This is a genomic window from Leclercia sp. GLN_9 (genome assembly GCF_043105735.1).
Classification (GTDB): domain Bacteria; phylum Pseudomonadota; class Gammaproteobacteria; order Enterobacterales; family Enterobacteriaceae; genus Enterobacter; species Enterobacter adecarboxylatus.
Genome location: NZ_JBICLV010000040.1, coordinates 26815 through 47322 on the forward strand (window position 1 = coordinate 26815; position 20508 = coordinate 47322).

Genomic DNA, 20508 nt, shown 5'->3' on the forward strand with positions numbered 1-20508 from the left:
GGTTTATTTATTTTGCGCTATCTGCTCGTTGATAAAATCAAAAACCTCTGCGGCTTCGCTGGTCGAAGCAAAAACCCTTTCAGGTATCACCACACAATTATCGTTCATCATATGGATAAAAATAAATCCACCTTTCCGGTAGCTGTCCTTAACGTTTTTCCAGTAGATTTTCCCGCTGGCGGTGTTGGTGATATTTTCAATAAAGAAGCGGTTTAGCTTCACTTTCTGTAAGGTCTCCGGGTCCTCCTGCTCAACCCGCTGGTGTTTCTTCATGATGTTATTCATCAACACGTCATAGAGTTTGAACAGGGCCAACGCGACACCAAACAGCACCAGCAGAGCGATACTGAAGTTTCGTGTTCTGGCAAAAAAAGCAGCATCGGGGGCGGTTTTCAGGCTTAACATCAGCAGCGTAATAAGCGTAAATAACGCCGCTACCCCTAAAACAGAGACCGCCACCTTTTGAATGAGTGAAAGATAACCGTAGGGTTTGAGGTACTCTTTTTTATGATCGTTAATAAGTTTACTGGCTTTAGTGCGCTCTAAAACGGATAACGAATAATCCACAACGATCCTGTTTTTTCTTACCATCTCTCTCCCTCTTGCTTATTTGCGCCTGGTGTTTTGCGGATTCTAACATATTGACTGGGGGTTGAGAGGTCACCACAAAAAAACCTTGCGGCGCTGATTCCCCTCTCCCGGTAACCAGGCGGATATCCACCATTTCTGACCCGGTTACGGCGGAGTCAATTTATTGCCCCGCAACGCGCCGCGACAGCGTTCACCTGAACGACACCTCAGGCGTATTATTTCCCGTATGACACGCAAGCATCCGCATAAATAATTGCTCTGATGAGATATTGATTTCTGCGTACAGGGCGTGCGCTATATTTGGGTAAGACATCCTGCGTAAAAAAGCAAAAATATATTCAAAAGAAGAATCGTCCGAATTTTACCTCCCGGAAATGTGTGTCACGTCACAGTGACTATTATTTATATTCATTGACTAAGGAGGTCGGGATGACATCAGGAAACACCACTTCAAAACACTACCCACGCCCACCGTTTGTGGAGCAACCGCAACAAACGCCAGGACTGGCATCGGAAATGAAGCCAATCCCCGATCATGGCGAAACCAGTTATATCGGTTCTGGCAAACTCGCCGGTAAAAAAGCGCTTATTACCGGGGGTGATTCCGGTATTGGACGCGCAGTCGCCATCGCTTATGCCCGCGAAGGTGCCGATGTGGCCATTGGCTACCTGCCGGAAGAAGAATCTGATGCTGCGGCCGTTATCGCGCTGATTCAGGCTGAAGGCCGTAAAGCCGTGGCGATCCCCGGTGATATTCGGGTGGAATCGTTCTGCGACACGCTGGTTGAACGGGCGGTGAGTGAACTGGGCGGCCTCGACATTTTAGTGAATAACGCGGGCAGACAGCAGTATTGCGAGTCCATTGAAGAGCTGACGACAGCCGCTTTCGATGCGACCTTCAAAACTAACGTTTATGCCCCCTTCTGGATCACCCGTGCCGCTCTGCGTCACCTGTCGGAAGGCGCGGTCATTATTAACACCTCTTCGGTGCAGGCCTTCAAGCCTAGCGAGATCCTGCTGGATTATGCCCAGACTAAAGCCTGTAACGTGGCCTTCACCAAATCACTGGCGAAACAGCTGGGTCCAAAAGGGATTCGCGTCAACGCCGTAGCACCCGGTCCTTACTGGACGCCCCTGCAATCCAGCGGCGGTCAGCCTCAGGAAAAAGTGCAGCAATTCGGTGCCGATACCCCGCTGGGAAGACCTGGCCAGCCTGTTGAGATAGCGCCACTGTATGTTCTGCTGGCGTCTGACAGCAGCTCTTACGCCTCCGGTCAGGTCTGGTGTTCTGACGGTGGTACTGGCGTCGCCTGAGTCAATAAACCTGATGCCGGTGATAAATAAGGTTGATTATAAAGTCCGTTACTTTATGCGGTAACGGACTTTTATAAAACCTGGCACTGGCCTATTTAATTATCACGCCAGCTTGTGGCGATCGTTTTAATAACCTGGACAGGATGGGAATTATTTTCCCGTCACATAATCATACGTCTTAATAATAGCAACGCTGAGTTGCATAACCCCGACGCACTTACAAATCATTACAATATAGCTTTGTATTTATTTGCTTCAAAAAGTGTCCGGGCCAACATTATCAACTATCCTGAAATCATGGGTTAGTTACATTTACTGTTTTTATTTAATTTAATCTTTAATGACATCGTTATTATAAATTGCCCCACTTCGTCCTTAAAGAGCCTTAATGTTGAAGTTGATAATGTTTCCTGTTTTTTCAATCAGTTCCTGGTACTGAACGCAAACTCCCGTTTTGCGTTCCGGCGTAAGATTATTTAAAGGACAACAGCTATGACTCACATTCACGATCATTCCACTGCTAATACACAGTATGTTGATCCGCGTCTGCCTCTGCCCGACGCAGGCAGCAACAGTGCTGTATCATGGGGCGCCATCTTTGCTGGCGCGGCGGCGGCAGCGTCTTTGTCGTTGATTATGCTTATGTTAGGCGCAGGATTGGGCCTGACGACCGTGTCTCCCTGGGAAAATGACGGGCTTGATGCTGGTACTGTCGGTATTGCGGCCATAGGGTGGCTGACGTTCACGCAAATTGTGGCGTCAGGCATGGGCGGCTATTTAGCCGGACGCCTGCGCACCAAATGGGTCTCTACCCATACCAATGAAATTTACTTCCGCGATACTGCCCACGGATTTTTAGCCTGGGCCGTTGCCGCGCTGGTCTCGGCGATGCTGTTAACCTCTACGGTCAGCGCCATCGTAGGCGGCAGTGCTAAAGTGGTCGGTTCCGTTGCGGGCGGTGCAGCTGCAGCCACCGTCGGCGGCGCAGCGGGGATGGCGAAAGATTCCTCTGACGGCTCAGGTTCGCCAATGGACTATTTCGTTAATTCCATGTTCCGTCCGGGTACGCCATCTGCTGCTCCAGCAAACCCAACCGCGACGCCAGATGCGCCAGCAGCACCCGCTGCACCGGCACCTGCCGCGCCACAGCAGGAACTCACTCCCGCTCAGTTGAATGAAGTGACCGGTATCTTTGCTAACAGTATCAGCACCGGCCAGTTACCTCAGGAAGATCGCCAGTATGTCGCGCAGCTGATTGCTCAACGTACCGGTATCAGTCAGCAAGAAGCTGAACAACGGGTTCAAACCACCTATGACAAAGCCCAGGCGAAATTAAAAGAAACGAAAGAGAAAGCGCAGAAGGTTGCTGATGAAGCACGCAAAGCCACCAGCTATCTCATGCTCTGGACATTCATCTCGCTGTTGGCCGGTGCTTTTGTAGCCAGCTTGTGTGCGACCTGGGGCGGCCGTCAACGCGATCTTTAATACTTAATTAAGCAGGAGGTTTACATGCGCTCACTATTACTGTTCTTTTTAGGTGTCCCGATCCCAATCATTATCCTGATTGCGCTGTTCTGGCACTAATCAGTCTCTGACAGGATAGATTCAGTCGAAGCATAAATGCCCTTACGGGCATTTATGCTTTCTACGGGAACTGACTCATGAAGAGATAGACGCGAAAGCCGTTCCGACACTATGGACAACGCTCTCAACCCTGCGATATCGCTGTCGCGGGGTTGCGGTCTCTCTGGCATAGTGAGGCAGACGCAACCCGCTGAAAGGAAGAAACCTATGCTCGAACTTCGCCCGAACTGTGAATGGTGTGATCGCGACCTGCCTCCTGATGCCCTGGACGCCCGAATCTGCTCCTTTGAATGTACCTTCTGCGCCGCCTGCGCTGAAACTCACCTCAACCATCGCTGCCCCAACTGCCAGGGAGAGCTGGTGCGCCGCCCGGTGCGACCGGCAAATAAACTGGTAAATTCCCCTGCGTCCACCGTACGGGTTCATGCCCGGAAAAGCGCCTGACAGCCCTGCTCCTGACGATGAGGTCAATGATGATCCAGCTCCAGCCTATCCCTGCGCCGCGCCATTTCACCGATGTGCCCCCGGTGTTGCTCACCGATGCCACCCTGCTTGAGCGTAAAAATAAGGTGCTGATCCGCATGAACGAGGCGGGCTTCGATGCCCTCGTGATTTACGCCGATAAGGAGCACGGGGGAAATTTTGAGTATCTGACCGGGTTTGTGCCCCGCTTCGAGGAAGGCCTGCTGATACTGGATAAATCAGGCGCTGCGACCGCTATTCTGGGCAATGAAAATCTGAAGATGGCGCAGCATTCGCGGATCCCGGTCACGTTGAAGCACTGCCCGTTATTTTCGCTGCCGAACCAGCCGATGGAGAATGAAACCTCGCTGGAGACGCTGTTCAGTGAGACCGGGCTTCACAGGCTGAACCGAATCGGGCTGGTTGGCTGGAAAATGTTTACCGCGACCAGGGCTGATAATACGCAACTCTTCGATCTGCCGTACTTTATCGTCGAGGCGCTCAAGAACAGCACCGGCGCGCAGCTGGTGAACGCGGCGCACCTGTTTATTTGCGGCGACAACGGCGCCCGGGTAACCAACAACGAGAACGAAATCGCGCATTACGAGTATGGCGCTAACCTTGCTTCCGGCTGCATGTTGCAGGCCATGAACGCGGTGGAACCGGGGATCCGCGAAACCGAACTCGGGGCGCTGCTCGCGGCAGAAGGCCAGTATCAGACGGTGGTGACCATTGCCGCCGCCGGGCAGCGTTTTGAGAAAGCGAACTTTTATCCCACCTACAAAAAGCTTGAGCGCGGCCAGCCGCTATCGATGACCACGGCCTTTAAAGGCGGGTTATCAAGCCGGACCGGGTTTGTGATTGCCGACGAGGGCGAGCTGCCCGAATCGCAAAAAGATTATCTCGATCGGGTGGCGAAACCCTATTTTGCCGCGGTTGCCAGCTGGCTTGAGACTATCCGCATTGGGATGCCGGGGGGTGAACTGTACGCCCACATCGAACAGGTGCTCAACAAAGCGCAGTATGGCTGGCATCTGAATCCGGGCCACCTCAGCGCCGATGAAGAGTGGCTCTCTTCCCCTGTTTATCCGCACTCCGCCGAGACGCTGAAAAGCGGGATGATCCTGCAGATCGATATTATCCCCTCCGTACCCGGCTATACCGGAGTCAGTGCCGAGGAGAGTATCGCGCTGGCAGATGCGGCGCTGCAAAGCAACATCCAGACGGCGTACCCGGCGCTGTGGACGCGGATCGTCACCCGCCGGACGTACATTCGTGAAGTGCTGAAGATTAAGCTTGCCGATGAGGTGATCCCGCTGTCGAATACCGTGGCGTATCTGCGTCCGTTCCTGCTGGCGAAGGAGAAGGCGTTTACCTGCTGAGTCGCATCGCAAACCCGAGGGTGACGCCCAGAGGCTATCGATGAATACAGGCGTCTTAGGTGCCAGGGAAAACACCAAAAAAAAGCCCGCGCGCCGCGGGCATAAAGTATGACAAGCACATCAGTGGAAGGTAATAGTCAGAGAGTTATTGCAGATGCGTTTTAAGCTCCGATGAAGCCTGTTGTAAAGCCGTCCGCACGGTCGGCTCCTGGCTCAGGGCATTAAGAAGGCCGTAGTCATGGATCATGCCGTTATAGCGGGTCACGGTTACCGGCACGCCAGCGGCATCGAGCTTACGGCCAAACGCTTCGCCTTCATCACGGAGGACATCCAGCTCTGCGGTCTGAATAAGCGTCGGCGGCAATCCTTTCAGTTCTGCTGCGCTGGCGCGCAGAGGTGAAGCCAGGCTGTTCGCGCGATCCTGCTCGGAAGTTGTGTAATTGTCCCAGAACCACTTCATCATGTTTTTAGTAAGGAAATGATTTTCCGCAAACTGGTTGTAAGACGCATTAGAAAAGTGTGCATCCGTTACCGGCCACAGCATCACGTTGTAGCGGACGTCAGGGGTATGGTTACGCTCGGCCTGCAGGGCGACAGAAGCAACCATATTGCCGCCAACGCTGTTACCGACCAGTGCCAGACGTTTACCGTCCACGCCAATTTCTGCTCCGTTTTGGGCAACCCACTTCGTTGCCTCATAGGCCTGGGTGATGGCCACCGGGAAATGCGCTTCTGGTGACGGGGTGTAATTTACAAATACTGCTGCCGCCCCGGAGCCGTTGACGAGATCACGGACCAGACGTTCATGGGTCTGGAAGTCACCCAGTACCCAGCCGCCGCCGTGGAAAAACATAAACACCGGCAGCGTTCCGGTCGCATTCTCCGGCTTAACAATGGTCAACGTGAGCGGTTTTCCGAGAACAGTAATGGTCTTTTCAGAGACGCTGGCAGGGGGTAATTTTACCCCAGCCTGAGCGCCAATAAGCACGTTACGTGCTTCGGGTACAGACAGCTGCTCTATCGGTTTTCCGCCTACGCTATTCAACGCCTGTAGAAACGCCTCCACACCTTTGGTCGGTAACGGTGCATTCTCCATAGTACCCGCAAATGCTGCGCTCATCTGAGCAGCAAGAAGTACCGCCAAGGCTTTACGTTTAACGTTCACAAATATCCCCTGTAATTGTCGTTCAGTCATCACCCATCAACGGGCGTTTTTTCATGCAGTAAAAATTTCATTTCTCGTCACCGCAGGCGGGTTGCGCGGCGATGACGTAATAGTTCATGACACAGCCGATTATTTTCGCGTCATTAATGATTCAAGGATGCTGATTAAGCACTTATTATTCAGAATGAAATTGCGTCTGATATATCCCGGCGTATATCCCGTGAGTTGCCTGATGGTGCGTGTAAATGAGACCTGGCAATTGAAGCCATTTTCCAGTGCGACATCCAGCAAAGGTTTATCCTCCCGAATTAAGGCATAAACAACATTAATCACTCTTCGGGTACGGACAAACTCATAAACGCTGAACCCCGTTAACTGGTTAAAGGTACGTTGCAGATGCCATACTGAATACCCACTCTTGCGGGAGATGTCCTGCACACTAAGGGGTGAGCCAAGGTGGTTTTCAATCCAGACCACCATCTCCTGAATAACGGCAAACATCTTTTCGCTACGCACACCTGGCCGGTAAGACGTTGTATTGCGTAGCTCAATCGCTTTCTCGCCGTCTCTGTTAAGGGGAATATGCAAATGCAGCGTGACCTGCTTACCACTCTCCCTCACCCTCATGTGAGGCAGGCGAGCCATGTTTACAGCGGGAACAAAGGGTGCTCTTGCCTGAACAGGATGATATGCAGTCCGCAACATGTTTTACTCCTTACTAAAATAGGGCTACGAATAATGCAGCGCTAATTTATGGCTCTGAGAGAAGGCAATATTTCATCGTCATCTTTCAGGGATTCATTCAGGCAGCCTTTTAGCCCTTGCTGCATGACGTGAATGACGATGCAGGCGGCCAACAGGAACAAAAAAATTAAGAGCCTTTTTCATTGACGGCTCATAAAAGTTATTAGGTCGGGTATCAGAATTGATACACCAGGCCTAATGCCACAATGTCATCTGTCGATATCCCTGCTGCTTTGGTGAAGGTATTTTTTTCGACCCTGTTAATTTTGTAATCCACATAGGCCAGCATATTGCGGTTGAAGTTGAAGGTTGTTCCAAAATCAACAAACTTAACTAAATCCTGCTTTCCATAGACGGTACCCTCTCCGGCTCGTCCAAGGTCTTTGGCACGTAACTGGTTGTAGGCAATGAAAGGGACCCAGCCAGAATCGAAGGTGTACTGGGCAAAAGCTTCAAAAATGTGTGACTCATTTGCGAAGCCATAGACGTCGGAGCTGGCGCGGGAACCAAAGCGTGATGAGTTGTAGGCCTGGGTGAACATCACCCCGAGATAGACATTATTGGCATCATATTTAAGAGAGGCAGAATAGGCCTCAGCGTGGTCTCCGCGCCCCATAATACCCGATGCATTATTTTGTTCATTTGTCCTGTCGGAGTGGGTAAACGCACCGACAGCTTTTATACCATTGCCAAAAGCATAGGAAAGGGACATGCCATAACCGTCACCATTCTGACGTAACACATCCCGTGCCCCTGGCTCGCCGCCACCATCATTTTTAGCCTGGTACTGAAGCGCGAAGTTAAGATCGTCGACCAGTCCAAAGAAGTCCGTATTTCGGTAAGTCGCCAGACTATTACCCCTACGGAACATAAACTGATCGGTGTTATAGGTTTGTGCGTCAAATTCAGGCTGCATATCCGTCTGACTTAGCGCATCGTATAAAACGCCGACGTTGCGTCCATAATCAAATGACCCAAACTCTCCCACTTTCACACCTGCAAAAGCGAGGCGAGTAAAAATGGAATCATTTTCACCTTCTGACTGACTGGCATTAAACTGACTCTGCCACTGACCATATCCTGTCAGCCTATCTGATATTTGTGTCTGGCCTTTGAAACCGATACGCATATAGGATTGATCGCCATCCTGGCTTTTGTCATCCGTCATGTAATGCAATCCTGAAACAAGACCGTATAAGTCGAGTCTGTTGCCATTCTGGTTATAAATCTCCGCTGCTGACGCTTCTCCAGCCAGCATGACGAAGGGCACGGCCAGTGCCACATAACGAAATCTCATCTCTTTCCCTTAAATTGGTGAATACTTGCTTGAAAAATTTTTCGGCATTCTGCGGGGCGTTGTTTTTAATAAATTAGCTGTGCCGTTACTGCATCGATACCGGGTTGTTTTTATTTCTTCGGGATTCCCGCCTTCCGATTCTCATTACCGGAATGCGGGACCTTCAGGCTCAATCTCTCAAAAAAAACACACCCTCATAGTCATGGCATATTTTTCCAGAGATCCTGTAAAAAATATCTTCTTGCCCGGAGCATGCTTTTCGGAAGCGAGACGGTGTTTGGTTGAAGTATTTCTTGAATGTCCGGCTGAAGTTTTGCTGACTGGTAAATCCATTCTCACAGGCGAGTCTTTCAAATCTTTGTCGGTGAACGCAATAGAATGTGCCGCCCTTGCTATACGTCTTACTCTCATATACGTCGCCAGGTTATAACCAGTTTGTTCACGAAAAACCCTCTGGAAATGCCAACGGCTATATCCGCTTCGGTGGCTGACAGCCTTCACCCTGAAAGATTCGTCATACAGATTTTCTTCGATCCATGGAAGAATATCTTTAATCACGTTAGATATGATTTTATTATTCGCCATCGCAAACTGTTGGTCAGAGGTCGTCTGTGCCATATCTTTTTCCAGTGTAAAAGTTTAAGCGCCGTGTAAGTTCGGGGTCAGAAATGAACGCCTACGTCTGGAAAGGATTATCAAGGATACCGAACAAAAGCTGTAGTATACAAAGGGATAGTTATACTGGGGGATAGTTATACTAAGAGATAATTGAAAATCGCTTTACGTTACCCTTGCCCTTTTTACCTTTGATCGATAATCGGAATAAAATAGCATCAGTTTTTTTAGTTTCGAAAACATGACATCCGATAGCAAGCGATAAAATTTAAGTTATGGCGTCCTCTATTATTTGGCTGTGAAAAACGTGCGCAAAACTTTATGGCTGATCGTTGTTAACGCATCATAAATAAAACCCTGCTATATATAATGAGACCGATCATTCTCTCGTCGATATTTCCATAAAAAGAGCATGGTCTTATTATTAGGAATAACCTGATTGTATAACATTCATACGCATAATTGCTGCTGTATCATTGCATTACCGTTATAAGGCACGCAGTGATACTTTTCTCACGCATTTCATACGAAACTTTATTTGAAAAGCGTTATTAAAAGGATATATTGAGTAACCTGCATATAACAGCACTCGCCAGAGTCATAATGAGTTAATATGATGAAAAAAGTTTATATCGTGGATGACGATCAATCCGTCATTGCTGCACTGCAAAATCTTCTTCGCTCAGAAGACTATCTTATTGAAGCCTTTACATCGCCTTCAGAATTCCTGAACTTACAGGACTATGATGCGTCCAGCTGTCTCATTGTTGACCTGAACATGCCGGGTTTCGATGGATTTGATGTTTCAACGGTGCTCAACGAGCGTGGCTATTCCATCCCGACGATTTTCCTGACAGGACATGGCACCATTCCCGTGTCTGTAAAAGCAATGAAAGCGGGGGCGTTTGAATTTCTCACCAAGCCCGTTCTCCCGGATGAGCTGATAAACAGTGTTGCAGACGCGCTGGCGCTGGCAGAAAAAAGTGCCGTGTTGTCCCAGGAAAAATTGCTGCTGACTACGCGGTATCACTCTCTGACACCACGAGAAAAAGAGCTGATGCAGCATATCCTCCGTGGATTGCTGAATAAGCAGATTGCTTCAGAAATGGAAATCAGTGAAATCACAGCCAAAGTCCATAAAAGACGCGTTCTGGACAAAATGGTTGTACGGTCAGTACCTGAGCTGATAAGAGCCGCTGAAAAACTTGGCATTCTTCATGATAATTAACTGCCCTGACTGGCGAGAAATTCTTTCCAGCCAGAGCAGTTAATCGGCCTCCCCCACCCTGCTGTGGGCGTATTGACCTTATTTAATCAGACTGGGTTATCAATGGAAGCGTAAACCAGAACAGGCTTCCTCCTTCTGGACGATTCTCTGCACTTAATATTCCACCATGCCGCTTGATGATGGCATGACTGATGGTCAATCCCATTCCCATACCTTCAGGTTTGGTGGTATAGAAGGAATTAAAGATTTTATCGATAACCTCGTCAGATAGCCCCGTACCACTGTCAGCCACTTCAATGCGAATCACATCCTCTGATGGATTCCAGGACGAGATTTTTAACGTCCGTGACCCTTTATTGTTCCCCATCGCTTCGATCGCGTTAATGGCGAGGTTGAGCATGACCTGCTGGATTTGCACACTTTGACACATGATGGCATCACCCTGCGCAGCGAGATCGAGTTCCAGGGCAACGGCGCGACGCTCCAGTTCAAGACGCGATAAGCCTATGATGTCCCTGGTGATCACATGGAGACTCGCCGGAGCGAGTTCGGACGCCTGGTTACGGGTCAGGGCTTGCAGACCCCGTATGATTTCCCCGGCGCGACGCCCTTCCCTTATGATCTCATCGAGACTGTTTACCGCATGCTCCAGATGCGCAGGCTCGCGTTTCAACCAACGCTGACTTGCACCCGCATTCGCCACAATCGACATCAGCGGCTGGTTTATTTCATGTGCGATGGAAGAGGTCAGCTGCCCAACGGTAGTAGCACGCGCAACGCGGGCAAGCTCCACCTGCGCGATCCTGACGGCATCCTCAGCCTGACGCTGCGCGGTAATATCGGTAAGCGTACCGAAGTATTCCGCAACGTCTGGCCAGTTCTCATTCGGTTCGCCAATGCCTTTTATATAACGGCATTCACCATCATCGCGAATGATACGAAACTCGGCCTGCATCACAACGCCATGGCGTACACTCGTTTCGATCAACTCACGAAGAGAGTGAATATCATCCGGGTGTACACGGCTCTGAAATTCAGCCATGGAAGTGGTGGCTTGATCTGCCGGAAGACCCATAATGCGCTTATATTCGTCCGTGATGTACTGAATATCTGGCTCAACATGCCAGTGCCAGGTTCCGGTATTACTGATTTTTTCACCCAGAATAAGTGATGTCTGGCTTGCCCTGAGTTGCTTTTCGATTTTTTTCCGCTGGTTGTTTTCATCAACCAGTTCGGCATACAGGCGGGCCGTTTCCAGTGAGACCGCCGCCTGGGCGCCTAACATGGACACAATCCTGGAGTGATCGGCGGTAAAGACATCAGGCATTAACCTGTTCTCAAGATAAAGCACGCCAACCATCTGCGCCTGCCTGAACATCGGGACGCACATCACAGCGGCCCCGGATGCAACCAGATAGTTGTCCTGGCTAAAGGGACTGAATGTCTCAGGCTTACCGGTGCGAATCTCCTGTCCCGTCCTGATGACCGCGGAGAGAACGGAAAGGGGAAGATCGCTGGCCGTTGGAATTTCCCGGACAATTTTCACTTTTACGCCATCAATCGTCGTCGATGCCCTCGCCTGAATCTCAGGGATGGTGCCATCAATTAAACGGATCAGCATGCAGTGTTGTGCGCCAGCGCGTTCGACCAGCATCATCATCAGGATATGGATCAGCCGATCCAGATTAATTTCCTCTGTAAGGGCGCGCATGACAGTCACCATGCTTTGTAAATCGCTGATGACGGCGCTTTGCTCAAAGGAGACGGTACTCAGTGCTGTCTGAGAGTGATGGCTGACAAGTGCCGGATACTGTGTTTCCAGTTGATGCACTTTCGCCCCTGCTCCCCAGCGGTCCCAGGCCGCAATGGCGCCTTTAAGGTAGCCTTCCGCGGCAAAGGGCATGTTTCTGGTGCTGGCCATGCGTGCAGCCAGCTCACATGCCAGTCCGTTGATATGATGGAACTGACCTTCACGGGATAACGTCATCGCTTTTTCAAAATACTCTGCGGCCTGTGCGGTCTCGCCCTCCAGACGAAGCAGTTCAGCCCGTAGCAACGCCTCTTTATCGCTGAACGTTTTCGTGTTTTCACTGGACCAGGTCACGATGCGATCAAGATGGATATTCAGCTGCTGACGCAACGCTTCATCCATGCTGCCGGCCTGAAGCGGTACGGTGAGTGAAAGCGCGCTATATAAATGGAAATCAAGCATATGCACATGCCCGGGGATGAGACGGGTATAGAACCCGGCATCTCTGAACCACCGATTGGCGGCACCATATTCATTAGCAAAGAAGTGGGCCATCCCTTTATACAGACGCGACCAGAATTGCATCAGGTACATTGGCTCTACCGCGTTCTCAGGCTTAACAACCTCAAGTACCGGTGGCAGGAAATGATCCCCTGAGAACGTCGCGCCGCGGGTTTTCCGCAGGAACAGGACAAAATCCTGCTGCATGCTCAGGATCACCTCCACGTCGCGATACTGCACCTTACGTACGAACTGTATACCGCGCGCGATGGAAGTGGACACGCCTTCAAGATGATCGCCCCGGGCTAGATAGTTCATGATGATATGCCGGAGCGCCAGGCAAGCTGATGTCCTGTCGCCTGTTTCAACACCTGTGTCAAAGGCTGCTTTCGCGCGCTCGATGGCATAGGTTAGCGGCATCGTCCAGACACTGACCTGATCGAGTGGCAGGAGCGTGCGAGCTTTAAAGCTGACAAAATCGTGCTTATACACCAACTCCCGGGCCAGCAGCGTGCTGGCGAAGCCCCGGCTGTATTCATCATATTGATCCCCGCATACCACGCCGTACCACGACAGCGCCAGGGTGGATGCCCCGCTCAGTCCGCGAGCCATGCTGAGATGAAGCAATTTACACAGGAGCATAAAGTGCAGACGCGGGTTGGTGAATGCCGCGAAAGTGCTGGCGCTGGCCAGCAGATTCATGATTGCCGCCGTGTCCTTGCAGGTGACCACCGGAAGTGAACGGAATCGGGTATAAGGGTTTTTACCTACGTCCTCCTTAAGCACAACCCTTGCTTCATCACACTCCTGCTGGCTCGGATTACGGTTCAGGTGGATGCCAAATACCGCAAGCCAGGCCAGAGCCGTTTCCAGTGCGAGCGGACTGTCCGACTGGCGCATATGAATTTCTGCGATTAAACAAGCGGTCTCAGCTTTATCGGTTATCTCACCGGGAAGAGACTGGATGGTGTGACATAACGTCAGCGCGGCCGGTAAATTACCGTTAAGAAATTCGCACTCAGCTTCCTCCAGCAAAAACTCGACGCTCTCTTCATTTCCTGCACTGCTATTGATTAAACGGGTCACCTTCAAATAACGCAGTGCCGAAACGTAGTCGCCTGTCATTTTTGCTCGCCTGGCCGCGTTCACCATCAGCTGGCATAACTCGCGGGCATTGGGCGTCAGAAGTGACGGATTTTTCACGGAGAGCAAGTGATGGGCGGCCCGGAAAAGGAGCGCGTTCGAGATATCAAGACTGGATTCGCGCATGTAATAGTGAAGTGCCGCGTAATGGAATCCATCTTTTTCTTCGTCGTCCAGAAGACTCAGCGCCGCCTCGTGCATGCTGTCGTGCAAAAACGCATATCCTGATGCATTCAGCGAGACCAGTCTGGCCGTAACGGCAGGCAAAAGCGTCGTTTCAATATCTTTTACAGATGCGTTGATAATTTTGCCTGTGACAGCCAGTTCACCGGCACTGCCGAGAGAGGCTAATTTGCCCAAAAGAACCCGGGTTGCAGGCGGCAAGGCAGATAAATGGTGTAAAACACTGGCGGCCACATTTTCCGTATAGTGGCAGTTTTTGAGCGCCTGCGAATCATATGTCCATTTAAAGGGAGCGTTGTGCGTGATTAAACCCTCGCGCACAGCCTGTCTGAAAAATTCATGGGTCGCGAGTGGATTACCATCAGTTTTTTCATGAATGATCGCTGCCAGTTCTGCCATTTCCTGATGACGGCTGTGGAAGAGTCCGGCAAGCCAGTCGGCAATATTTTTTTCTGAAAGCGGTGCAGGCGTAATGTCCGTAATACGTGCGGCACGGGCGCGAATACAGTTCAAATTGGCTGCGATTGTCGGGCAAGGTAAGGAGACACTGTCCCTGTAGGTCATCACCAGCAATAGCGGAATATCTTCGCTTAACGTGAGCAGATTTTGCAGCAGAAGCAGTGTGGCCTGATCGGCCCAGTGGACATCATCAATCAGCATCACCAGTGGACGGCCCGGTGCCGTAAACGCTTTTACCAGGCTACATGCCACCAGATTGAGACGATCGCGCGCATCTACGGAATGCGCGTGCGTCTGCACCGCTGCCCTCTGTTTTAGCAGTATCCCAAGCTCAGGAACCAGGTTCACTGCCAGCCCGACATATTTACCCAGCAGACAGGTAATGTGCGTTTTCCAGCACGTCATCTCTTCAGTAGGAAGGCCCAGAACATGCAGAGTCAGCGTTCTGAATGCGGCAGTAAAGACGGCATAAGGTAAAACAGGAGAATGCTGATCCGCTTTCACCACTGTCATCAACGCGTTCTGATTACGAAGCAGTTTCAACGACGACGCAATAAGCGAAGACTTACCCGAACCCGGTACGCCACTTATCGCGACCAGACTGTGTTTGCCGCTTTTGCTGACCTCCTCAAAAGCCGAAAGGATCTCCTTTGCCTGGGGATGTTCCGTAAAGAGGATTGCGGGGGCGAAGGTGGAAGGCTGCAAATCCTGAAGCCCGAGGGCGAATGGCTCAATGATCCCGTCGGGCCTTAATGTTGAAGCACACCGACGAAGATCGGCCAGCACACCCTCGACGGTCTGATAGCGGTACTCCGGTGATTTGGCCAGCAATCGCAGGATAATCGAAGATAAAACAAGCGGCACATCCTGGCGGATCATATGGGGGGGCAAGGCTTCGGAGGCAATATGATGATGGACCCATTCAGCATGGCCTCCTTCAGCGTTGCCATACGGTAATCTTCCGGTCAGTAATTCATAAAGCACAATGCCAAGGCTATAGAGATCGCTGATCTTATCGACCGGATGGGAAGATCTGTAGGTATGTTCCGGAGACATATAAGCCAGCGTCCCTCCCGAAACCGGGATGCTGGACTGCTGAAGCAGATCGTTCTGTATCGATGAAAGCCCAAAACCCCCCAGGCGAACCTCACCCTCATCGGTGAAAAAAAAATTGGCGGGCTTTATGTCACCATGGATCAGCCCATGCTGATGCATCATGCTCAGGGTTGCGCAGAGTTTGGCTGCACAGCTAAGAAACTCCCGAACAGTGTCGGGGGGCATGCACAACCTGTCGGCCAGAGTATTGTAATTGAAAGGGTTATATACCAGAGCATAACGCCCCTGATAAAGGGTAAATCGTTGGGGTTGCAGTGCCCAGCTCTCAGATAATTTTGCGCGAAGGCCATATTCATTTTTGAGCAACCGCGTGACATGAAATACCGACTCTTCATTTCCTGCCGTCGCCAGGACAAAGGTTTCCCCCGTCGTGGCATGTTGACACAAAAACCAGTCGATATTGCCTTCCTGAGCCAGCAGGTTGAAGCTGATCTCCTCTGACAGGACGATCTGATCGTTTTCTACGGTATTTAACACTTCCGGATTCGTACTCATTAAGGTGTGGCCTTCGAGGAGAACTCATGACGAATGTATTCAAATAATGTATCAATTTCGATCGGCTTAGGCAGAAACGCAAGTGCGCCCAGATCGAGGGCCTGCTGCAACATGCCCTCATCTCCGTTACCGGAAATGATAATACCCGGCGGTTTTTCAAGCAGCCGGGTAAGATTGATGAAAAGCTCAAAACCATTCATGCCTTTCAATTGCACATCAATGATAAAAAGCGCGGCATTGGCCATCGCTGCTTCATCACAAAGAAGAGATTCCGCCGACTCGAAGGCTTCGGTCTGATAGCCTTCAGACTGGAGAAGGTTGGTTAGACCATTGCGGACAGAACGTTCATCATCGACGACGACAATGCGCTGCGACAGCTGCATGCTGTTTTCCTTAAAGAATTCACTTACTTATATATGGCGCTGACTCAGGAGGTTTTGTCACCGGAGGGCGGCGGGGTGTCCCCGATTTTATGGTGATACTCATGGCGGAACCAGTGGAAATTAACCGGATCGCGTTTAATTATTTTTTTAATCAGTGGGATAGCGTGCTCCCCGACCTGCATTCCTAACAGCCCTACCAGAGCAATGATCGGCGGTGCCGGAGAATTCACGTCGAGGACAGCATAAACAAGCCCAGCCAGAATCCCTACCGATAACGAAACAGAATAGGTTTTCAACATTGTCAGCCCACCTGTTTAGCACTGAGTGTGGTGAGGGTTGGCCGCACTTCCTCAGCAACCTGTGTTTGCTCGCTGGCGGGTACCCTGGCAGTCGAATCGCTGTGAAAAAGTTTTCCACCCAGCGCACTGCCGATCACCATGCCAAGCAGGCCAACAAGCGCTACTGCCGGCGGAGCCGGAGACTGCACCTTCAGCAAGGCATACATCACACCGATTAATGCCCCTGCTCCCAGAGAAATCAATAAAGGACTCATGGGTCCTCCTTTACGTATCGGCTGGCCCATTGAGGGCCAGCCAGTATCACTGATTAACGAACCGGAGCCGGAACCGGGGCCAGCGTTTTGTGCTCGCTCTTCTGACGAGAAGGTGCCTTGTGAACCATGGTGTAGGCATAGTCAACACCAATGCCATAAGCACCGGAATGCTCTTTCGCAATGTTCATGACGGCGTCGTAAGTGTCGCGGTGAGCCCAGTCACGCTGCCACTCCAGCATCACCTGCTGCCAGGTTACCGGGATCACGCCAGCCTGGATCATGCGCTGCATGGCATAGTCATGCGCTTCTTTGGTCGTGCCGCCGGATGCGTCAGCCACCATGTAGATCTCGTAGTCGCCTTCCAGCATCGCGCACAGGGCAAAGGTGTTGTTACATACTTCGGTCCACAGACCAGACACAACCACTTTTTTCTTGCCGTTAGCTTTCAGGGCATCACGCACTTTCTGGTCATCCCAGGAGTTCATGGAGGTACGTTCCAGGATGTCCTGGCCCGGGAAGACGTCCAGCAGTTCCGGGAAGGTGTTACCCGAGAAGCTCTGGGTCTCAACGGTGGTCAGTACCGTTGGGATGTTGAAAACTTTCGCTGCTTTAGCCAGGGCAACAACGTTGTTTTTCAGAACCTGACGGTCAATTGACTGTACACCGAAGGCCATCTGCGGCTGCTGGTCGATGAAGATGATCTGGCAGTTCTGCGGCGTTAATACTTCAAGTTTGCTGTTGCTCATAATGGTGTCCATTGAGATAAAAGTTACGAAATTCCGCGGTTATAACGGTGTGATTGACATCATTCCTGTTGGCCATTAAGCGTCCCTGTTTACATCGCTATAACGGTTGGTGACTGTCTGAGGCTCAGTGTAGGAAGCTTTTATTTTTCGGACTATTATCTTTAGGTATACTATACGTTTGTATACCTATCCCTTTGTATAACTGGACGTTTTCCAGCCTTCCTTACCATAATCCCGCTACCCCAGCCTCTGCCTGTCAGGCAGGCAATTCTCAGTCCGCGGAACGTGTTACCGCTTCGGACAACCCAATCCAGGAGATCTTATGGTTACCCTCGGTAAAGCCGATATCATTCTTATTAATGGACGGTTTCATACTGTCGATCGCGAAAACCCGGTTGCCACAGCGGTAGCAATTCGCGACGGGAAATTCCTTGAAGTCGGCAGCCAGTCAGAGGTGATGGAACACCACTGCGATGGCACAAAAGTCATTGATTTGAAAGGCCACACTGCCGTTCCGGGACTGAACGACTCTCACCTGCACCTCATCCGCGGAGGGCTGAACTACAACCTCGAATTACGCTGGGAAGGTGTTCCTTCGGTAGCAGATGCTTTACGCATGCTGAAAGAGCAGGCGCTTCGTACCCCAAATCCGCAGTGGGTACGTGTGGTGGGGGGCTGGAATGAGTTCCAGTTTGCGGAACGCCGTATGCCAACCCTGGATGAGATCAACGAAGCGGCGCCTGATACGCCGGTGTTTGTTCTTCACCTGTACGATCGCGCGCTGCTGAACCGCGCCGCATTGAAAGTCGTCGGCTACACCAAAGACACGCCTAACCCGCCGGGTGGCGAAATCCAGCGTGATGCCAACGGCAACCCAACGGGTATGTTGATTGCCCGCCCGAATGCCATGATCCTCTACGCGACACTGGCAAAAGGCCCAAAACTGCCGCTGGAGCAACAGATCAACTCCACACGTCAATTCATGCGCGAGCTGAATCGTCTGGGCCTGACCAGCGCTATTGATGCCGGCGGCGGCTTCCAGAACTACCCGGAAGACTATGAGGTGATCGCGGAACTGCATCAGAAAAACCAGATGACCGTTCGTATTGCCTATAACCTCTTTACTCAACGCCCGGGACACGAGCTGGAAGATTTCGAAAAATGGACCGATATGCTGGTTCCGGGTCAGGGCAGCGATTACTTCCGTCATAATGGTGCAGGCGAAATGCTGGTCTTTTCCGCTGCCGATTTTGAAGATTTCCTCGAACCCCGGCCAGATCTGGCGCCAGGAATGGAAGACGAACTCGAGCGCGTGGTTCGTCACCTTGTGGAATACCGCTGGCCATTCCGTCTGCACGCCACTTATGACGAATCGATCAGCCGTATGCTGGATGTCTTTGAGAAGGTCAACCGCGACATTCCGTTTGATGGCTTGCAGTGGTTCTTCGATCACGCTGAAACCATCACCCAGCGCAATATCGATCGTATTAAGGAACTGGGCGGCGGTATTGCGGTGCAGCACCGTATGGCCTTCCAGGGCGAATATTTTGCTGAACGTTATGGTATTGAGGCCACTCGTCACACCCCGCCTGTCGCGCGCATGCTGGAAACGGGTGTACCTGTCGGTCTGGGTACAGACGCAACGCGCGTGGCCAGCTATAACCCCTGGACTGCGCTGTACTGGCTGGTCTCAGGGCGCACCGTAGGTGGGATGCAGATGTATGATGTTAACGCGCGTCTGGATCGCGATACCGCGCTCATGCTATGGACACAGGGGAGCGCCTGGTTCTCCAGCGAACAGGGGAAAAAAGGCCAGATCAAAGTCGGCCAGCTGGCGGATATGGCCGTGCTGAGTAAAGACTTCTTCAGCGTTCCTGAAGAGGAAATTAAGGGCATTGAGTCGGTACTGACGATCGTGGGCGGAAAAATCGTTTATGCAGCCGGTTCGTTCAGTAGCGATGCGCCACCTGCCATTCCGGTTCTGCCAGAATGGTCGCCGGTGGTGAAAGTGCCGGGTCACTACCGCAGCGCCCCGCCAACGGCGGCAACGCGTGTAGGCATGCAGCAGATGCCTCATCAGTGCAGCGGCCCGTGCGGGGTACATAGCCACTCGCACGACATTGCTCGCGGTGCCAACCTGCCGGTTTCCGAGGAGAACGCCTTCTGGGGCGCGCTCGGCTGCAGCTGCTTCGCATTCTAAACCCACGACGGGTTTTATCCTCTCAGCCGCCCCGCATAAGTGCGGGGCGGTTCGTCCTGCGCCTTACCTGCTGATTCATCAACTCATCGAAACGTCAGCGCACATTCAGGGTAAATATCGCACAACTAAATTACTTCAAATATTTTGATTTGTTTAAGCAAGATTATGGGATTTTCTCACCGCCTGAACATCATTACTATTCATTCCATCAAGACAAAACCTGAATTAACTTAAAATACACTCTGAGGGAATGACCATGAACACCATCAAAACTTTTGTTGCAGTAGCGCTTTTCGCCCTGATTTCTTCCACCAGCTATGCGCAGACAGTGACTGCATCAGCGTCTACTCTCGACGCTGCGGAAGCTAAAATTGCTCATCAGGCAAAAATGGCTGGCGCAGAGTACACCATTACCCAGGCCTATGCCGGTAACCAGGTACACATGACTGCCCGACTGATTAAATGATCTGTTGCGGACAATTCATACAGAATAGGGCTGACCGCTGGCAGTAAGGCCAGTCAGTTAAGCCCGGTGGATTGTTCCGTTCACCTCATGTTCAGCAGAACATGGCATTACACAACCCGTGAACGTGACAA

At 51.3% G+C, this 20508-nt stretch carries 16 protein-coding genes and 1 pseudogene; 7 read left to right on the top strand and 10 right to left on the bottom strand.

Annotation, left to right across the window (positions count from 1 at the left end; genetic code table 11):
- Positions 1–3: 3 nt before the first annotated feature.
- Positions 4–591: a YcxB family protein gene (locus tag ACF8PE_RS21200; protein WP_279869763.1), complete on the bottom strand. Its 588-nt coding sequence runs from the start codon at positions 589–591 to the stop codon at positions 4–6.
- Between the two features lie 429 nt (positions 592–1020).
- On the opposite strand from ACF8PE_RS21200, the gene ACF8PE_RS21205 reads away from it, so the two are divergent.
- From ACF8PE_RS21205 to ACF8PE_RS21220, 4 genes are all read left to right on the top strand, one after another.
- Entirely contained in the window at positions 1021–1905 is an 885-nt protein-coding gene (locus ACF8PE_RS21205; RefSeq protein ID WP_032617451.1) for an SDR family oxidoreductase, read from the top strand.
- A 492-nt stretch (positions 1906–2397) separates the two neighbouring features.
- Complete coding sequence (locus ACF8PE_RS21210) at positions 2398–3390, top strand: hypothetical protein (RefSeq protein WP_392495243.1); 993 nt, start codon at positions 2398–2400, stop codon at positions 3388–3390.
- 306 nt (positions 3391–3696) lie between these two features.
- Entirely contained in the window at positions 3697–3933 is a 237-nt protein-coding gene (locus ACF8PE_RS21215; RefSeq protein WP_077227320.1) for a DUF1272 domain-containing protein, read from the top strand.
- A 26-nt stretch (positions 3934–3959) separates the two neighbouring features.
- Positions 3960–5333 carry a M24 family metallopeptidase gene (locus tag ACF8PE_RS21220; RefSeq protein ID WP_392495244.1) on the top strand — a complete coding sequence of 458 codons (1374 nt, stop codon included), beginning with the start codon at positions 3960–3962 and terminating at the stop codon, positions 5331–5333.
- Between the two features lie 145 nt (positions 5334–5478).
- Here ACF8PE_RS21220 and ACF8PE_RS21225 read toward each other — a convergent pair whose 3' ends face one another.
- From ACF8PE_RS21225 to ACF8PE_RS21240, 4 genes and pseudogenes are all read right to left on the bottom strand, one after another.
- Positions 5479–6453, bottom strand: a complete 975-nt coding sequence (locus tag ACF8PE_RS21225; RefSeq protein WP_175637264.1) for an alpha/beta hydrolase — start codon at positions 6451–6453, stop codon at positions 5479–5481.
- Positions 6454–6627: 174 nt separating this feature from the next.
- Positions 6628–7203, bottom strand: coding sequence for a helix-turn-helix domain-containing protein (locus ACF8PE_RS21230; protein WP_262660033.1), 576 nt, complete (start codon positions 7201–7203; stop codon positions 6628–6630).
- A gap of 214 nt (positions 7204–7417) precedes the next feature.
- On the bottom strand, positions 7418–8539 hold the full coding sequence (gene ompC, locus ACF8PE_RS21235; protein ID WP_262660032.1) for a porin OmpC: 1122 nt from the start codon (positions 8537–8539) through the stop codon (positions 7418–7420).
- A 169-nt stretch (positions 8540–8708) separates the two neighbouring features.
- Positions 8709–8852: pseudogene (locus ACF8PE_RS21240) on the bottom strand (hypothetical protein); the annotation flags it as partial.
- 915 nt (positions 8853–9767) lie between these two features.
- Between ACF8PE_RS21240 and ACF8PE_RS21245 the strand changes: the two are divergent.
- Positions 9768–10382, top strand: coding sequence for a response regulator transcription factor (locus tag ACF8PE_RS21245; protein WP_077227326.1), 615 nt, complete (start codon positions 9768–9770; stop codon positions 10380–10382).
- 82 nt (positions 10383–10464) lie between these two features.
- Here the strand turns inward: ACF8PE_RS21245 and ACF8PE_RS21250 are convergent, their stop codons facing one another.
- The 5 genes from ACF8PE_RS21250 to ACF8PE_RS21270 are packed head-to-tail and all read right to left on the bottom strand — an operon-like array spanning position 10465 to position 17711.
- On the bottom strand, positions 10465–16029 hold the full coding sequence (locus ACF8PE_RS21250) for an AAA family ATPase (protein ID WP_392495245.1): 5565 nt from the start codon (positions 16027–16029) through the stop codon (positions 10465–10467).
- Positions 16029–16412 (bottom strand): response regulator, encoded by a 384-nt coding sequence (locus ACF8PE_RS21255; protein WP_117385653.1) that lies wholly within the window; start codon positions 16410–16412, stop codon positions 16029–16031. Before ACF8PE_RS21255 ends, ACF8PE_RS21250 begins: the two co-directional genes overlap by 1 nt.
- A gap of 44 nt (positions 16413–16456) precedes the next feature.
- Entirely contained in the window at positions 16457–16711 is a 255-nt protein-coding gene (locus ACF8PE_RS21260; protein ID WP_200142987.1) for a DUF1427 family protein, read from the bottom strand.
- Between the two features lie 2 nt (positions 16712–16713).
- On the bottom strand, positions 16714–16965 hold the full coding sequence (locus ACF8PE_RS21265) for a DUF1427 family protein (protein WP_077227330.1): 252 nt from the start codon (positions 16963–16965) through the stop codon (positions 16714–16716).
- Between the two features lie 53 nt (positions 16966–17018).
- Positions 17019–17711: a hydrolase gene (locus ACF8PE_RS21270; RefSeq protein ID WP_077227331.1), complete on the bottom strand. Its 693-nt coding sequence runs from the start codon at positions 17709–17711 to the stop codon at positions 17019–17021.
- A gap of 322 nt (positions 17712–18033) precedes the next feature.
- On the opposite strand from ACF8PE_RS21270, the gene ACF8PE_RS21275 reads away from it, so the two are divergent.
- Positions 18034–19911 (top strand): amidohydrolase, encoded by a 1878-nt coding sequence (locus ACF8PE_RS21275; protein ID WP_077227332.1) that lies wholly within the window; start codon positions 18034–18036, stop codon positions 19909–19911.
- A 256-nt stretch (positions 19912–20167) separates the two neighbouring features.
- Complete coding sequence (locus ACF8PE_RS21280) at positions 20168–20377, top strand: DUF1471 domain-containing protein (protein WP_077227333.1); 210 nt, start codon at positions 20168–20170, stop codon at positions 20375–20377.
- Positions 20378–20508 lie beyond the last annotated feature (131 nt).

Bases quoted from the DNA above. Each gene is read 5' to 3' on its own strand.
- ACF8PE_RS21200 (WP_279869763.1), bottom strand. From the start codon at position 591: ATGGTAAGAAAAAACAGGATCGTTGTGGATTATTCGTTATCCGTTTTA.
- ACF8PE_RS21205 (WP_032617451.1), top strand. From the start codon at position 1,021: ATGACATCAGGAAACACCACTTCAAAACACTACCCACGCCCACCGTTT.
- ACF8PE_RS21210 (WP_392495243.1), top strand. From the start codon at position 2,398: ATGACTCACATTCACGATCATTCCACTGCTAATACACAGTATGTTGAT.
- ACF8PE_RS21215 (WP_077227320.1), top strand. From the start codon at position 3,697: ATGCTCGAACTTCGCCCGAACTGTGAATGGTGTGATCGCGACCTGCCT.
- ACF8PE_RS21220 (WP_392495244.1), top strand. From the start codon at position 3,960: ATGATGATCCAGCTCCAGCCTATCCCTGCGCCGCGCCATTTCACCGAT.
- ACF8PE_RS21225 (WP_175637264.1), bottom strand. From the start codon at position 6,453: ATGAGCGCAGCATTTGCGGGTACTATGGAGAATGCACCGTTACCGACC.
- ACF8PE_RS21230 (WP_262660033.1), bottom strand. From the start codon at position 7,203: ATGTTGCGGACTGCATATCATCCTGTTCAGGCAAGAGCACCCTTTGTT.
- ompC (WP_262660032.1), bottom strand. From the start codon at position 8,539: ATGAGATTTCGTTATGTGGCACTGGCCGTGCCCTTCGTCATGCTGGCT.
- ACF8PE_RS21245 (WP_077227326.1), top strand. From the start codon at position 9,768: ATGATGAAAAAAGTTTATATCGTGGATGACGATCAATCCGTCATTGCT.
- ACF8PE_RS21250 (WP_392495245.1), bottom strand. From the start codon at position 16,029: ATGAGTACGAATCCGGAAGTGTTAAATACCGTAGAAAACGATCAGATC.
- ACF8PE_RS21255 (WP_117385653.1), bottom strand. From the start codon at position 16,412: ATGCAGCTGTCGCAGCGCATTGTCGTCGTCGATGATGAACGTTCTGTC.
- ACF8PE_RS21260 (WP_200142987.1), bottom strand. From the start codon at position 16,711: ATGTTGAAAACCTATTCTGTTTCGTTATCGGTAGGGATTCTGGCTGGG.
- ACF8PE_RS21265 (WP_077227330.1), bottom strand. From the start codon at position 16,965: ATGAGTCCTTTATTGATTTCTCTGGGAGCAGGGGCATTAATCGGTGTG.
- ACF8PE_RS21270 (WP_077227331.1), bottom strand. From the start codon at position 17,711: ATGAGCAACAGCAAACTTGAAGTATTAACGCCGCAGAACTGCCAGATC.
- ACF8PE_RS21275 (WP_077227332.1), top strand. From the start codon at position 18,034: ATGGTTACCCTCGGTAAAGCCGATATCATTCTTATTAATGGACGGTTT.
- ACF8PE_RS21280 (WP_077227333.1), top strand. From the start codon at position 20,168: ATGAACACCATCAAAACTTTTGTTGCAGTAGCGCTTTTCGCCCTGATT.